A 15,723-nucleotide genomic window follows, 5' to 3' on the forward strand; every position below is an offset into this window, starting at 1 on the left:
ATGGATGAGCACCTTACCCAGTTATATCAAGGGTTTGTTTGCCAATCTAAGCTGCGAAAGTTGAGTATGTAAGTTTGTGGGTCTAAAAAATTTTTGGATTGCCGATTTGGCAGGAATATGGTTTTATTGGATTTACGGGGATTTTTGTGTAAACGCTTTAATGAGGGGCGTGACGGAAGTGGAGCTGAAGAAAAGATTAATCCTGCTGTTTCTGGTCGTTGCGGTAACTCCTCTTGCGCTGCTGGGGGCCTTCTCCTATTACAAGTCGGCGGAAGCCATCCTCGATCAAGTATGCCGGAGCATACTGGAGAACCTGTCGCAAGTGAATCACAGCATCAATTATTTTGTTAAAGATATCGAGCAATTGTCGATGTATATCTATAGCAACGAAGATATTCAGCAGGTGCTGTCCAAGCCGGGCGACCGCAGTTTGGCCGAGAAGCATAGCGACCGCAAGCAAATTAATGCGATTCTGGAATCATTCCTCGGGTTCAAAAACTGGGAAATCTCCATTTACCTATTGGGGGAAAACGGGGACCGCTATTTCACCGGCGAGTTGCTGCCTAATTCCTACCGCGACTACAACGTCCACTGGGGGCTGTTCCGCAAAGCCGATCTGGCGAACGGAAACGTAGTCTGGGATACCCATTACGCGATGAAAAAAATGGATGATTTCGGCGTCGTTCTCAGCTCCGGCCGTATGCTCAAAAATATTGAAACCAATCAGCCTCTGGGCTTTCTGGTGATCGATATAATGGAGCCGGCGCTTGCCGATAAATATAATAAGGCCCAATTATACCCCGGGGGAGAGGTGTTCCTGCTGGACCGCAACGGTTACGTGGTCTCCAGTCTGCCCTCCAAGCATCAGGTGGGGACTAAGCTGGATCAGCCTTATATTGATCAGGTCCTGGAGGGGAAGAAAGGCTTCTTCCGCATCCCGCCGGGAGAACGGGGAGGTTCCTCGGCCATGGTGACCTTCGACACCTCGGAGATGACCGGCTTCAAGCTGGTCAATGTAGTGCCGGTCAGCGCGTTGACCAAGGAAGGAAGCAGCATCCGCAATTTGACCCTGATCATCATTGCCATATGCATTCTGTTCGCTTTCTGGCTCGCTTATTTTTTGTCCAACAACGTGACCCGTCCTTTGCGGAAGCTGCGCTTTCTGATGCGACTCGTCGAGGAGGGAAACATGAACGTTACGTTCGCCGCCGGCTCCAATGACGAGATCGGACAGCTGGGCAGAAGCTTTAACAAGATGCTGGCCCATATCAAGCAGTTGATCAATGAAGTATACGAGAAGCAGCTAAAGCTGCGCGAGGCCGAGCTGAAAGCGATCCAGGCCCAGTTCAATCCCCATTTTCTGTATAATGCGCTCGATTCCATCAATTGGATGGCACGAATTCATAAAGTGCATGATATCAGCAAAACCGTCGTTTCCCTGGGAGAGCTGCTTCGCTTCAGCATTCGCAAGGATCACGAAATTATCGAGGTGCGGGAAGACATTCAACAAATCAAAAATTATCTGGTCATTCAAAATATGCGCTACCGGGATAAATTTGACGTCCGCATCGAAATAGAACCGGAGATTGAAGGCTGCTATACCTTGAAGCTTCTGCTCCAGCCTATTGTCGAAAACGCTATCACTCACGGGCTGGAAATGAAGGAGGATAAAGGGTCTCTAGTCATTACCGGCAAGAAAAACGGAGGCCGGCTCAGATTTACGGTCGAAGACGACGGGGTAGGAATGAGTGCAGATCTTGTGCAGGCCATGAGAGAGAATCGGTATCGTTCGTCTGCCTCCGATAAGACAGGCATCGGACTTTCCAATGTAAGACGCAGGCTGGAATTATATTTTAGCGGAAATTACGAAATGGAGTTGGATAGCCGCCCGGGCCAAGGGACGCGGGTTCGGATAGAATTTCCGATATTGACGGAGAGGGAGGGCAGATATGTACACGATCCTGATAGTGGATGACGAATGGCTGGTGCGGGAAGGATTGAAGCAGACGATTCCATGGGAAGAGATTGGCTGCCGGTTGATCGGAGAAGCCGCTAACGGACAAGCCGGATGGCAGATGATCGAGCGGCTTAAGCCTGACATTCTGCTTACGGATATCCGGATGCCCGGCTGCGACGGATTGGAGCTGGCCAGGAGGGCAGGCGAAGCTTATCCGCACACGAAGATCGTCTTCCTGACCGGGTTCGACGAGTTTGCTTATGCCCAGCAGGCGATTAAGTTAGGGGCCGCCGATTTTGTCCTCAAGCCGACCGATCCCGATGAATTGATGCGCACGATAGGCAGAGTCATCCGGCAAATTGAAGCCGAGAGGGAGCAGCAGGAATACGCAAAGCGGCTGGAGCTGAAGATTGAGAGCAGCCAACCGCTGCTGCTGGCCAAATTGCTGCATGATTTCATGCTGGATAGCGCCACGGAGCGGGAAGCCGAGCTGCTGAAGGAGCTGCTGGGAGACCGGGTGAATGAAGTGTTTGCCTCGTTTCAGGTCGCAATTGTAGAGTGGGAGCCGGACAGCACTCAAGAAGACAGACTTCCCTGGACAGCGGCATTGGAGCCGCTTATGCAAGCTTTGGATGGCTGGTCCCCGGTGGCAGGCTCCAGTGGGGCAGCTTCAATCGTTTCCGATGCCGGCTACTGCACAGAAACAGGAAGCCTGCGGCTCTTCATGCACGAGCATCGGCTTGCCGTTCTCCTGGCCTGTCCGTCCGCAGGCTGGAGGGAACAGGCTGCGGGGCTCATCGCGGCTTGCCGGGACCAGGGATGGAGCGTAGCGGTCGGCATTAGCGGTACGCACCGGCACTACCATTCGCTGGCAGCGGCCTATCATGAGGCGGAGGTGGCCTTGCAGCAGAAGGAATATATCGGTTATAACCGGATCATCTGCTATGAAGAATTGGATCAGCTGATCGTCAAGGAGAAATACGGTTTGGATACGATTGAACAATATATCAGGGAGCACTACGATAAGGATATTTCCTTGCAGGACGTTGCCGCATCGGTTCATATGAGCGAAAGCTATTTCAGCCGGATATTCAAAAAATACAGCGGAGTCAGCTTTATCGAATATGTAACCCAATTGCGCTTGGAGAAGGCGAAGCAGCTTCTGCTGCGGCCGGATGCCAAAATTTATGAGGTCTCCCTGGCGGTAGGATATCAGGACGCTCGCTACTTCAGCCAGCTGTTTCGCAAATGGACTGGGGAAACCCCGACCGAATTTCGCAGGCGAATGGGATTGCACTAAGCGGTGCTTTCACGGACGCCTGTTTTTTCTTTCCCAGGTAAAAAATAGTGGACAAAAAAATCGACAGTTAGGAAATTTTGTCTCATTGGCAGCGCTTACAGGTTGCTTTATAGTTTAGACAACACCGACGTGCTCCCGTCAGGGTCCAACCTGCGGAACCGGAGGATGACAAAGAAATAAGGAATGGGAGGTCTTTAAGTGAAAAAGAAAGCGTTATTATTCCTTCTGACGGTACTGCTTCTGGTGACTGCCGGCTGCGGCGGAGGCGGTGGCGGAGGCGGCAAAACGGCCGAAAATAATCCATCGGAGGGAGGAGCGAAAGGCAAGGGACGCTTGACGGTATACTCGCCGAACCAGGCGGAAATTAACAATCCGATCATTAAGGAGTTCCAGGATCGCACGGGAATCCAGGTGCAGCTGATCTCCGGGGGAACCGGGGAGCTGTTGAAGCGGGTAGAGGCCGAGGCGTCTAACCCGTTGGGCGATGTCTTCTTCGGCGGCGGACAGGAATCTCACGATGCGTTCAAGGATTACTTCGAATCCTACGTCACCAAAGAAATCGACAATCTGGAAGCCGACTACGTCGATCCGAACAAAGTCTGGACACCGCTGTCCATTCTGCCGATGATCATTATCTACAACAAGGATCTCGTTTCCGAAGAGGAGAAGCCCAAGGGCTGGGAAGGTTTGCTTGACGAGAAGTGGAAGGGCAAGATAGCTTTCGCAGATCCTCAGCGTTCGGCTTCCTCCTATACGCAAATGGTCACCATGATGACGGCCTTCGGCTTGAATGACGAGAAGGGCTGGGAGTTCATCAAGAAATTTGTCGCCAATCTGGACAATAAAATTTTATCGAGTTCCTCTATGGTCTACAAAGGGGTTGCGGATAAAGAGTTTTATCTGGGCATCACCTCGGAGGACGCGGCTCTCCGTTATATCGAAGGTGGAGCTAAAGTGGGCATTATCTATCCCGAGGAAGGAACCTCTGCCCGTGCGGATGCTTTATCTATCATCAAAGGAGCCAAAAATCTTGAAGAAGCGAAGCAATTCATCGACTTTGTCGCCGGTCCGGACGTACAGAGCCTGATTCAGAAGGAATTCAAACGCCGCTCCGTCAGGAAGGATGCCGAGAAGGTCGAAGGCATTCCGCTCACCAAGGATATTAAAGTGCTGCCGTATGACACCGAGTGGGCATCCGAGCATAAGGATGAAGCTGTTGCGCGCTTTACCAGAATTGTAACAGGACAAGAACAATAAGATGGGAATCCGGTGCTTAACGTTGCCGTTAGGCACCCTTCTTATCTGTCGGGAGGGACCGTAATGCAGAAAATCACCTTTGAGCATGTTTCCAAATATTTTGGCACCGTTAAAGCGGTGAACGATGCGCATTTTACTATTCAGGAAGGCGAATTTTTCACCTTGCTCGGACCGAGCGGCTGCGGCAAGACAACCCTGCTGAGGACGATCGCAGGCTTCTACAGGCAGGAGGAGGGCAATATTTATTTCGGGGATCGGCTCGTGAATGAGGTGCCGACCCATGAACGGAATATCGGGATGGTATTTCAGAACTATGCTATTTTCCCCCACATGACCGTTTTTGAAAATGTCGCTTACGGCTTGAAAGCGAGGAAGGTCGGAAAGAAGGAAATCGAGCAGAGGGTGATGGAGGCTCTGGAAATGGTGGAGCTTACCCACCTGCGGGATCGGGTGCCATCGGATATGAGCGGCGGACAGCAGCAGAGAATCGCCCTGGCGAGAGCGATTGTCATCCGGCCCGGTCTGCTTCTCATGGATGAGCCCTTGTCCAATCTGGACGCCAAGCTGAGAATCAAGATGAGGACGGATATCCGCAAACTGCAGAAAGAGCTGAACATCACTACGATTTATGTAACGCACGATCAGGAGGAGGCGCTTGCCGTATCCGACCGTATTGCCGTACTCAGCGACGGCTGCGTTCAACAGATCGCTTCTCCGCATGAGATTTATGCTTATCCCCGGAACCAGTTCGTTGCCAACTTTATCGGAGCCTCCAATTTTATTGACTGCCGGGTTGGGGCCATCGACCCTCTAACCGGGGAGGCGCCGGTCGAACTGCACGGAATCCGCTTTCCCTTGAAGCTGTTCCGTCCCGGCGAAGGTCAGGCTTTGCTGTCGGTCCGGCCGGAGAAGATTCGGATTGAAACCGGGCAGACCAAGGACACGCTTATTCCCGGGGTAGTACGGACCGTCACTTATTTGGGCGATAAGGTCAGTTATAGTGTAGATCTTGGCGGGCAGCAGGTGATCGAGGTTCAGCAGCATGCGGTGGAGCCGGAGCATCTGATTAGCGAGAAGCAGAAGGTTTATCTGGATTTGCAGCCGAATAAGGCGGTGCTGTTCGATCAGGAGGGGAAGGAGGTCCTTTATAATGCAACAGCCCATCATTCGGCCCGCTCTGGCCAACCGGCTTAGCTTGAAAAAATGGGATTTCTGGACCTGGGTTACGGTAATCGTTTATCTGTTCCTGTTTTCCTTCATTGTGTATCCGCTTTTCTCCTTATTTTATACCAGCTTGTTTAATGAGAAAGGCGCTCTGTCGCTGCAAAATTATGAGCACTTCGTCAAGCTGAAGTATTACCGGGACGCCCTGTTTAACAGCTTTAAAGTTTCCGGTCTGGCTACCATCTTTGCGATCATGATCGGGGTCCCCTTGGCTTATGTGACGACGCGATATAATATTAAGTTTAAAGGCCTCATCAATATTATGGTGATTATGTCGCTGTTGTCGCCGCCTTTCATCGGGGCATACTCCTGGATTCTGATGCTCGGCAATAACGGGTTTATTACACGGTTCTTGCACGATATCGGCATTCCGATGAAATCGATCTATGGCTGGCACGGCATAGTCTTTGCCTTCACGCTTCATTATTACCCCCACATCTATCTGTACGTATCGGGGGCATTAAAGACGATAGACACCTCGCTCGAGGAAGCATCCGAGAGCCTGGGAATGCCCGGCTGGAAAAGGCTTACGACCGTCACTCTTCCGCTGATCTTCCCTACGCTGTCCACCGGAGCGCTGATGGTGTTTATGGCTTCCTTCGCGGATTTCGGTACGCCGATGCTGCTGGGGCAAGGCTTCAAGGTGCTGCCGATTCTGGCTTACGAGCAGTTCATCAGCGAGATGGGCGGCAATCCGGCAATGGCCAGTACGCTCAGTGTTGTGCTGATACTGTGTTCTACATCGATTCTGTTCCTGCAGCGGTATCTGGTTTCACGGAAAAATTATTCCATGACCGGAATGAGGACCCCGAAGGTCCGCACATTGCGTCCGGGGCTCAAGTGGGGATTGACAGCGCTTGCTTTTATCCCGGCGTGTATTTCCATCATTCCTCAGGTGACGGTGATCGTGACCTCCTTTATCAAAACGAAGGGACCGGTCTTCCATCCCGGATTTAGTCTTGACAGCTATAAAGAAATCCTGTTCCGGGTGCCGAAAGCTATATTAAACACCTATACGTATTCATCCATCTCCATAGTGATTATGATTGCGATGGGGATGCTGGTTGCCTATTTGCTCGTCCGCAGGAAATCGAAGATTACCGCCATGCTGGACAGCCTGTTGATGGTTCCGTACGTTATGCCGGGAACGGTGCTCGGGATCAGTCTGATCATCGCCTTCAACAAGCCGCCGTTAATTCTTACGGGGACGTGGATTATTTTAGTTATTTCCTACGTCATCCGCAAGCTTCCGTACACCATCCGGTCCAGTACGGCCATTCTGCAGCAGTTGGATAAAAGCGTGGAAGAGGCTTCCATCAGTCTTGGGGTGCCTCCGGCCAAAACCTTCTTCAAAACGACGGCACGGCTCATGGCTCCGGGAGTATTGTCCGGCGCGATCTTAAGCTGGGTCACGACGATAAACGAGCTGAGCTCAACGATCGTCCTCTACTACGGGGCGACGGCAACCATTACCGTGACGATTTACAGCGAGGTCTTCACTTCCAACTACGGAACGGGAGCTGCCTTGGCGTCCATACTGACTTTTACGACATTAATTTCGTTATTGATTGCTAACAAGCTGGCGGGCAAAAAGGGACTCCAACTGTAAAAAGAACCATATCAACAAGAACAAGGAGGGATGCAGGAATGGAATCGAAACGAATGATTGCCTTCCTGTCTATCCTCCTGCTTGTAGTTGTAGGTGCGGGCGCCTACAAAATCTGGCACAGTACGGCGGGGCCCCTGGCCAAAAGAGAGACGGTGCGGCCCGTCACCCTGGAGGTGTGGGTGTACACGAAGGCACTGGCGCCCTTCCTGGAGGAATACGGGCGGAGCCATGAATCGGTGGAAGTAGAGGTCCGGACCTTCCGTTCTTATGAACAGCTATTCGACGAATTGACGGCGGCCATTTCCGTTCACCATATGCCTCAAGTGGTCGAGGTCAGCAGCTTATACGGCATTGCCCAACTGGCGGAGTCCGGCGTGCTTCTTCCGCTGCAGGACCTGCTGTCCGATGAGCTGCGGGAGAGTCTCCATCCCGACTTGGCCGCCTATTTTCAATATGAGGCCCAAGTATGGGCGGTTCCATACGGGGCGAGTGTTCCGGTCGTTTTTTACAATAAAGATTTGCTCAAATATTCGGGGGTTAATGACGGGGCGCAGTTGAACACCTGGGATGAGCTGCGCATGGCCGGGCGACAATTGGCGGCCGATAAGGAATATTGGGGACTGGTCGTCGAACCGGAGGTGCCCTGGCTGCTTCAGAATCTGTTGTTCTCCCATGGAGAGGACAAGGTATCGAAGAGCAAGGCGGCAGAGGTTATCGGGTTATGGAAGAGAATGATCGAAACCGACCGCATCATGCCTCCTCTCCAGCAGCCGTTGGCGGCAAGCGACTTTATTACGGGGAGGGCGGGCTTGTATCTAGCCTCCTCCGACAAGCGGGCGATGCTGGAGAAGTATATTGGCGGGAAGTTCGCTTTTGCCATGACCGAGATGCCGGAGACGGAGAAATACATTCCGAAGGTTAACGGCCTGGCGGTGCTTCATTCTTCCGAAGAGAAGGATGGAAATGCCTTGGAGCTGGTTGCCTCCATGCTTGAGGAAAATATGCAGGCACGGATAGCGGAGGCCACCTCCCAAATGCCGGCCAGAACGCAGCCGATGTCTGATGATGAGGAGGACGGCAAGCGGCAAACGGACCCTGCGTTGTCCTTGGACAAGCGTTTGAACCGAAGGTATCCTGACGTTAAGGATAAAGAACGGTGGAAGGAAACCGAAGCGCTGATCGAAGCGATAGAGCTTTCGCGGGAGGTTTCGGTCTACGATGTCATAAGATCAGTGGCTGGAGAGGAGATGGATTAGGATGAAGATAGAAACGATATCTATTCAAGGAAGCAGCGATTGGAATGAGGATGCGCTCATCGAGAAGAGTGGGGCGGGGGTCTACGGTGTGCTGGATGGAGCTACCTCCGTGACGCCTTTTCGCGGACCTCAGGGAGAGACCGGGGGATATTTGGCTTCCCAGTTGGTGAAGAAGGAGCTGGAAGCGATAGAGGTATCCTGGTGGGAAACCGTTCATGTGAAGGATGCCGTACTTCGGGCCAATCAGTCGCTTCGCCAGGAAATGATCGCCCATGGGATAGATCCGGAGGACCGGGAAGCCCTGTGGACGACGGAAATTGCCCTGGTCAAAATCGAGGAGACCAGAGTGCAGTACGCCCAGACCGGGGATTGCATGATTTTCGCCACGTACAAGGATGGAACGGTGCGCACTGTCACGTACGATCAGTTGGATCACATCGACCTGCAGACGAGAATAAGATGGAAGGCTTGTCTGGAGCAGGGAATGACTACGCGAAAGCAAATCAGGGAGCACGTGGAGCCCCATATTCGGAAGAACAAGGTGCTGATGAATACGATAAACGGCTACTCCGCCATGAACGGCCAGCCGGAGCTGGCTTCCTTCCTGGAATACGGAGTCATTAACCGGATTAATCTCACCGGACTGCTGCTTATTACCGACGGTTTGTTTCCGCACTCCGAGGATATTTACGGGACATTGGACGGGAAAGTGCTGATGGAGGAAATCGAAAGCAAAGGCCTGCAGGGATACGCGGAAAGCCTGATCGCCCTGGAGCAGAATGATCCGGAATGCCAGAAGTATCTGCGCTTCAAAACCTCCGACGATAAGACCGGAATCTGGATTCGTTTGTAAGGGACGGCTGCTTAAGATAGGCGAATGTATGCGGATGTCTCACTCGTCCAGGGAGCCTTGCCGGTGAATTTTTGGCGCAAGCCCGCCTAACTCGCGGCCGGGGTGAAACAAGCGCATGTGTAGAACCTGGCTTAGGAGGGACACATAGTAAAGAGGTGCCGGCACCATGTGCGGACCGAAGCGAAAGGGGTCCCGCAGCAAGAGGTGCCAAGCACCATGCGCGGACCGAAGCGCAGAGGGTCCCTAGCAAGAGGTGCCAGCGCCATGTGCGGACCGAAGCACAGGAGGCCCTTGCCTCGAAGACGAGCAAAAGTGCATGTCTTTTTCCGGAAAAATGATCATTCGCCTAAAAGACACGCAAAACTGCAGGTCAATCGTCATAATATCGCGAAAATCGGCCCAATCGTTAAATTTACCTGCACAATCGCTTGTCATTTGCCGTTTTCAACTAAAATCGCACAAAAGACCTGCACTTTTGCGGGTCTTTTTCAGCTATCTCTTAATGTTTAGCAGGAGAAGAAACTCGGAGTTCTGGATTGTCCGCAGCGGGCTGTCCCGACGGCACTTCCTTGTTAGTGCAAGCTGCCACAAGTACCATCGCCCCTATAGTTGCGAACAAAGCCGAATATCGGTCTCCGAGGCTCTTCTACCGCCTGCCTTCCGCCGGGAAGAGCATGGCCAGCAGGAGGTTAATTCCAACAGGCCACCGATCGTGGTTAAGGCGCTGCCCGGGAATGCCCAGAGGATCAGAGGTTCCTGTTGGCACGATTCAAGATCGATGCGGCTAAAGCGACGCTTTCCTGGGTTGGAGGCTCTACCTGCTCGAGCGGATATTCCAGGCCAAGGGTTTTCCACTTGTATACCCCCAATTTATGATACGGGAGCACTTCGATCCTCTCGACGTTGTCAAGCGTCTGAATAAAGTCTGCGAGTCTCTCCAGATCCTGCCTCGCATCGGTGATGCCGGGGACGAGAACATGGCGAATCCATACGGGGACTTTTCTCTCGGACAGCCATCTTGCGAACTGCAGAATGTGCTGATTGGATTTGCCCGTCAGCTTGCGGTGAGCTTCATCGTCGATATGCTTAATGTCCAGCAGAATCAGATCCGTATACTGCATCAGCTCGCTAAGCTTGGTTTGGAAACGGGGGTCGGCGGAGTAACAGCCGCCCGAGCTGTCGATAGCGGTATGAACCCCGAGCTTCCTGCACTCTTGGAACAAGGAAATGAGAAAGTCCAAATGCAGCAAAGGCTCTCCTCCGCTGACAGTAATTCCTCCATTGGACGCTTGCAAGTAAGGGAGGTAGGATTGCAAATCCCGTATGATTTCCTCTATGGTTATATCTTGGCCCCGTCCGATAACCCATGTATCGGGATTATGGCAATATTGGCATCTAAGGAGACACCCCTGGGTAAATACGACGTAGCGTATGCCGGGTCCGTCTACGGTGCCGAAGGTTTCGATGGAATGTATGGTCCCCTTCATGCTCATCCCTCCCTTTCTAAACAAATGAGCTGATCTATGTTCCGGGAGCCTGCGCATATCTTGGCAGACGTCCTGCTGCGTGAGGCTCCCGGCTTGACTTGTAGCGCTGTATGCAGTGGTGAATTTGCTACTTGTCGGGGCTCCTGCAAAAAGTATTTGGACTTCGCTTCCAAGTCCCCACCCTCACTTTTCTTGAAGCGCCGATAGGAATTTAACTCACAAGCTGTTATGGAAGGTCCGGTTAATCACATCGATCTGCTGCTCGCGGGTCAGCTTGATGAAATTGACGGCATACCCGGAGACGCGGATCGTCAACTGCGGATACTGCTCCGGATGCTCCATGGCGTCCAGCAAGGTATCCCGATTCAACACGTTAATGTTGAGGTGATGCCCCTGTTTGGCTGCATAGCCGTCCAGGATGGCGACCAGATTTGTTTTTCGCGATTCCTCATCCTTGCCGAGTGCCTGCGGAACGATCGTGAAGGTGTTGGAGATTCCGTCAAGCGAGTGCTGATATGGCAGTTTCGCCACGGTATTCAACGATGCCAGTGCCCCTTTGGAATCCCGCCCGTGCATAGGATTGGCGCCGGGTGCGAACGGTTCGCCGGCTCTTCTTCCGTCCGGAGTGTTGCCTGTTTTCTTCCCGTAGACGACGTTCGAGGTAATCGTCAGGATGGACATCGTCTGGACCGAATTGCGATAAGGCTTGTGCTTTCTTAGCTTAGCCATGAATGCTTCAACGATTTGAACCGCGATTTGGTCCACCCGGTCATCGTTGTTTCCGTATTTCGGGTAATCTCCCTCGATGGCGAAATCTACGGCCAGCCCGCTTTCGTCGCGAATGGCGGTAACTTTGGCGTGCTTGATGGCACTCAGCGAGTCGGCCACGACAGACAGCCCGGCGATTCCGGTCGCCATCGTCCGCAAGATGTTCGTGTCGTGAAGCGCCATTTCGATTCGTTCGTAGCAATATTTATCATGCATATAATGAATGACGTTAAGTGTATTCAGATACAACTCGGCCAGCCATTCCATGACATGGTCGAATTTGCGCATCACTTCATCATAATCGAGCACATCCGAGGTGATCGGCGCGAATTCCGGTCCCACCTGCACCTTGGACTTCTCGTCCACGCCGCCGTTGATGGCGTAGAGCAGCGCCTTGGCCAGATTGGCCCGCGCCCCGAAGAACTGCATCTGCTTGCCGATTCGCATGGCCGATACGCAGCAGGCGATGCCGTAATCGTCCCCAAACTCGGGACGCATCAAGTCGTCGTTCTCATATTGAATGGAGCTCGACTTGATCGACATGGCGGCGCAGTAACGCTTGAACGCTTCGGGCAGCTTGGTGGACCACAGGACCGTCAAGTTAGGCTCAGGTGCCGGACCCAAGTTATCCAGCGTGTGAAGGAAGCGGAACGAGTTCTTGGTGACGAGAGGTCTTCCGTCCAGAGCCATACCGCCTATCGCTTCCGTCACCCAGGTCGGATCTCCGCTGAACAGCTCGTTGTAGTCCGGAGTACGGGCGAATTTCACCAGACGGAGCTTCATGACGAAATGGTCTACCAGCTCCTGAGCCTGCTGTTCGGTCAGAACTCCCTCCCGCAAGTCCCGTTCAATGTAAATATCCAAGAAGGTGGACGTGCGTCCGAGGCTCATGGCGGCGCCGTTCTGCTCTTTAATAGCGGCCAGAAATCCGAAATACAGCCATTGAAAGGCTTCCCGGGCGTTAGCCGCCGGTTCGGAAATGTCATATCCGTGAGCCGCCGCCATCTGCTTGAGCTCTTGAAGCGCCCGAATCTGTTCGGAGATCTCTTCGCGGAGACGAATGATCTCCTCGCTCATCGTTCGGGCTCCCGTCAACGACAAGTCTTTCTTCTTCTCGGCAATCAGCCGGTCGACTCCATATAGAGCTACCCGCCGGTAGTCCCCGATAATTCTTCCGCGGCCGTAGGCATCCGGCAAGCCGGTAATGATTCCCGCTTTCCGTGCCGCCAGCATCTCTTCCGTGTAGGCATCGAAGACTCCCTGATTGTGCGTCTTGCGATACTCCCGGAAGATTCGAGACAGCTCGGGGTCAACCTTGTACCCGTAAGATTCGCAGGCTTGCTCTGCCATGCGAATACCGCCGAAGGGCTGCAGCGACCTTTTGAAAGGACGGTCGGTTTGAAAGCCGACTACCGTTTCGAGCTCCTTGTTCAAATATCCCGGCTCGTGTGACGTAATGGTAGAGACAATGCCGGTATCCATGTCCAGAACCCCGCCTTTTTCCCTCTCCTGCTTGGATAACTCCATTACTTGCTGCCAGAGCTTCTTCGTGTTGTCCGTAGCCGGGGCGAGGAAAGCTTCATCTCCCGTATACACGGACACGTTGTGCAGAATAAAGTCTCTTACATTAATTTCACGCTGCCATTTGCCTTCCTGAAATCCAACCCATTGCTTCATAGGGAGCCCTCCTTTAGAATGAAACATAGTTATGAATTAAATATATAACAGTTCTTAATTTAACCATAATCGATTTCCATAAAGGAGGGAAGAGGGGACTGGTGAATAATTTGTGAAAAAAATAACAATGTACATAAAACCGTTGTTTTAACTGGAGTTTTAAAAGATTAAAAGGTATAAATCGAGGGCAGGTCGCTTGTTGAGGAAGGGAGGGTAAAGCAAAATTATAGGGGTGATACAGTTTATTGAAAATAGTAATACAGAATGTGACAAACATCACTTAAAAATCTGCTTAATCAATGTATAATGGAAGCAATGTGGATTGTGCTTATTTTCACAATGGGGCTGCGGGGGAGATGAGGATGGCGAATCGTACTCCAGGGGAGGTTGCGGAATATGCCGTTCAAAGCGGCGTGGCCAAGGCCGGCTTGTCCTTGTTAAGCTTGCTTGCTCTTGGTTTTGGAGCGGGGGCTTTCATTGCCTTGGGCTATTTATTGAGCATTCGGGTGACTGCTTCCGTCCCTGTGGAGTGGGGAAGCTTCACGTCGCTTCTGGGAGCATCGGTTTTTCCGCTTGGGCTTATACTTGTGCTGATAGGCGGAGGGGAACTCCTGACGGGAAATATGATGACGTTGTCTATCGCGAGATTGAGTGGAAGAATAACGTCGGGGCAAGTGGCGGTGAACTGGTTCTGGGTTACCCTTAGCAATTTTGCGGGAGCGATGTTTGTCGCCTATTTCTTCGGCCATGTCGTCGGTTTAACCGAAAGCGGCCCGTATCTGGAGAAAACGATAAGCGCAGCGGCTCAAAAGCTCGACGAACCGTTCCTGCAGGCATTTATCTCGGGAATCGGCTGCAACTGGCTCGTTTCACTGGCGGTCTGGCTGGCGTATGCGGCGAATAGCACAGGCGGCAAAATCGCAGGCATATGGTTTCCGACGATGGCTTTCGTGGCTATCGGATTTCAGCACGTGGTCGCTAATATGTTCGTCATACCCGCAGCGATTTTCGCAGGGTATTTTACGTGGGTGGAGTATGCGGCCAATTTTGTGCCCGTGTTTCTCGGGAACGCGGTGGGAGGCTCACTCTTTGTAGCGGGCATCTATTGGGTCGCTTATTTGAGGAATGGGCAAAGTGCGGGTTCAGGAACGAACACGGGGCCGACAGCACGGCGGAACGGGAGCCAAAAACCGGAAAACCAACGATCTCCACGTGAATGAATTTCAATCTATTTCTTATACAGGCTTACGAAACACGCTTCTTCCTCGGTCGGAAACTATAGGGAAGAGGCGTTTTGTATTGGATTTTGCGGCTGTGGATCTTTTATAGAGGGAAAAGGAGCAGAGACCGTCATCCGTTTATCGGCGTATGAAGGAGCTTGAAACAGGGCGGACAGCGGACGAATTGATAAATGGCCAGGGCAAGCAAAGGAAAGGGGAGCGAGCGGGTCGAGCCCTCTTAGTTCCGGGCAGTCGCTGCAAGACTACTTTACCATGCAGCAAATAAAACAATCTGCCTGGCGATGGCTCGACAAGGGCATAGCTGCCCTAAAAATAAGCCATAATTTCCACCCTTCCTTCTGATGGTACAGATCGACGTTGCCGGTGACGCCTTTGCGGCAGGGACGTCTGCCTTGAAAATCACATTTTCTGCAGGTGCCGTACTCGCAGGATGACGTGTCTACCTTGAAAATCCGTCTGTTTTCATTTTCTGCTGGAGCTGTGCAGACGGAATGGCGCGTCTACCTTGAAAATTCGTTTATTTTTATTATCTACTGGTGCCGCGGTCAGAGACATGGGGGTCTAACTGGATTTTATACAGCTAGTTTTCACTTCTGGAGCAAAAGACGGGGAACTACCTTGAAAATCCGTCTATTTTACCGTCTGCAGGCATCGTTACAAGCGGAGCGGCACGTCTAACTGTATTTTGTGCAGGTAGATTCAAGCGAATGGGCGAAAATGATCAAACTAACTGGATAAACTACAGTTAAAATGGGCAACTTTGGGCGAAACGGCTGTTTTGGCGCAAACTAACTGTAGGTTTTCCAGTTAGTTTCCATATTTCTTCCGAATATAGAAATCTAACTGTATGAAATCCATTTAGTTTTCAAATTTCACACTATTGAAGCAATTCAACTCTATTCTGCCTTGAAAATCCATCCATTTTCACCATCTGATGGTGCCGCGGTCAGAGACATGGGGGTCTAACTGGATTTTATACAGCTAGTTTTCACCTCTTGAGCAAAAGACGGGGAACTAAATGGAAAAACCGGCTAGGCCCCCTAATTCCGGAGTCCGCACCATAAAAAAATAACCATGTATACAATTCCTCTCTT

10 protein-coding genes are annotated in these 15,723 nt (G+C 51.9%); 8 read left to right on the forward strand and 2 right to left on the reverse strand.

From position 1 onward, the window contains the following. Positions 1 to 178 precede the first annotated feature (178 nt). The 7 genes from ACFQ03_RS01775 to ACFQ03_RS01805 all read left to right on the forward strand — a co-directional run bounded on the left by ACFQ03_RS01775 (position 179) and on the right by ACFQ03_RS01805 (position 9,456). Positions 179 to 1,975, forward strand: a complete 1,797-nt coding sequence (locus tag ACFQ03_RS01775) for a cache domain-containing sensor histidine kinase (RefSeq protein ID WP_379285673.1) — start codon at positions 179 to 181, stop codon at positions 1,973 to 1,975. Further along, positions 1,950 to 3,257, forward strand: coding sequence for a response regulator (locus ACFQ03_RS01780; RefSeq protein WP_379285675.1), 1,308 nt, complete (start codon positions 1,950 to 1,952; stop codon positions 3,255 to 3,257). The genes ACFQ03_RS01775 and ACFQ03_RS01780 overlap by 26 nt, the downstream gene beginning before the upstream one ends. A 198-nt stretch (positions 3,258 to 3,455) precedes the next feature. Further along, complete coding sequence (locus ACFQ03_RS01785) at positions 3,456 to 4,514, forward strand: ABC transporter substrate-binding protein (RefSeq protein ID WP_144940450.1); 1,059 nt, start codon at positions 3,456 to 3,458, stop codon at positions 4,512 to 4,514. A 63-nt stretch (positions 4,515 to 4,577) separates the two neighbouring features. Beyond that, complete coding sequence (locus tag ACFQ03_RS01790; RefSeq protein WP_144940448.1) at positions 4,578 to 5,708, forward strand: ABC transporter ATP-binding protein; 1,131 nt, start codon at positions 4,578 to 4,580, stop codon at positions 5,706 to 5,708. Beyond that, positions 5,665 to 7,347, forward strand: coding sequence for an ABC transporter permease (locus tag ACFQ03_RS01795; RefSeq protein ID WP_144940446.1), 1,683 nt, complete (start codon positions 5,665 to 5,667; stop codon positions 7,345 to 7,347). The genes ACFQ03_RS01790 and ACFQ03_RS01795 overlap by 44 nt, the downstream gene beginning before the upstream one ends. Positions 7,348 to 7,385: 38 nt before the next feature. Beyond that, complete coding sequence (locus ACFQ03_RS01800) at positions 7,386 to 8,603, forward strand: extracellular solute-binding protein (protein WP_379285678.1); 1,218 nt, start codon at positions 7,386 to 7,388, stop codon at positions 8,601 to 8,603. A 1-nt stretch (position 8,604) separates the two neighbouring features. Further along, positions 8,605 to 9,456 (forward strand): protein phosphatase 2C domain-containing protein, encoded by an 852-nt coding sequence (locus ACFQ03_RS01805; protein WP_379285680.1) that lies wholly within the window; start codon positions 8,605 to 8,607, stop codon positions 9,454 to 9,456. Between the two features lie 746 nt (positions 9,457 to 10,202). Here ACFQ03_RS01805 and pflA read toward each other — a convergent pair. Beyond that, positions 10,203 to 10,943, reverse strand: a complete 741-nt coding sequence (gene pflA, locus ACFQ03_RS01810) for a pyruvate formate-lyase-activating protein (RefSeq protein ID WP_144940440.1) — start codon at positions 10,941 to 10,943, stop codon at positions 10,203 to 10,205. A 216-nt stretch (positions 10,944 to 11,159) separates the two neighbouring features. After that, positions 11,160 to 13,388 (reverse strand): formate C-acetyltransferase, encoded by a 2,229-nt coding sequence (pflB, locus tag ACFQ03_RS01815; RefSeq protein WP_379285683.1) that lies wholly within the window; start codon positions 13,386 to 13,388, stop codon positions 11,160 to 11,162. A 362-nt stretch (positions 13,389 to 13,750) separates the two neighbouring features. Between pflB and ACFQ03_RS01820 the strand changes: the two genes are divergently transcribed. After that, the gene (locus tag ACFQ03_RS01820) at positions 13,751 to 14,608 is read left to right on the forward strand and encodes a formate/nitrite transporter family protein (protein ID WP_379285685.1); all 858 of its coding nucleotides are present in this window, start codon (positions 13,751 to 13,753) and stop codon (positions 14,606 to 14,608) included. Positions 14,609 to 15,723 lie beyond the last annotated feature (1,115 nt).

The sequence above is a fragment of the Paenibacillus residui genome (genome assembly GCF_042677205.1).
Lineage (GTDB): Bacteria > Bacillota > Bacilli > Paenibacillales > NBRC-103111 > Paenibacillus_L > Paenibacillus_L residui.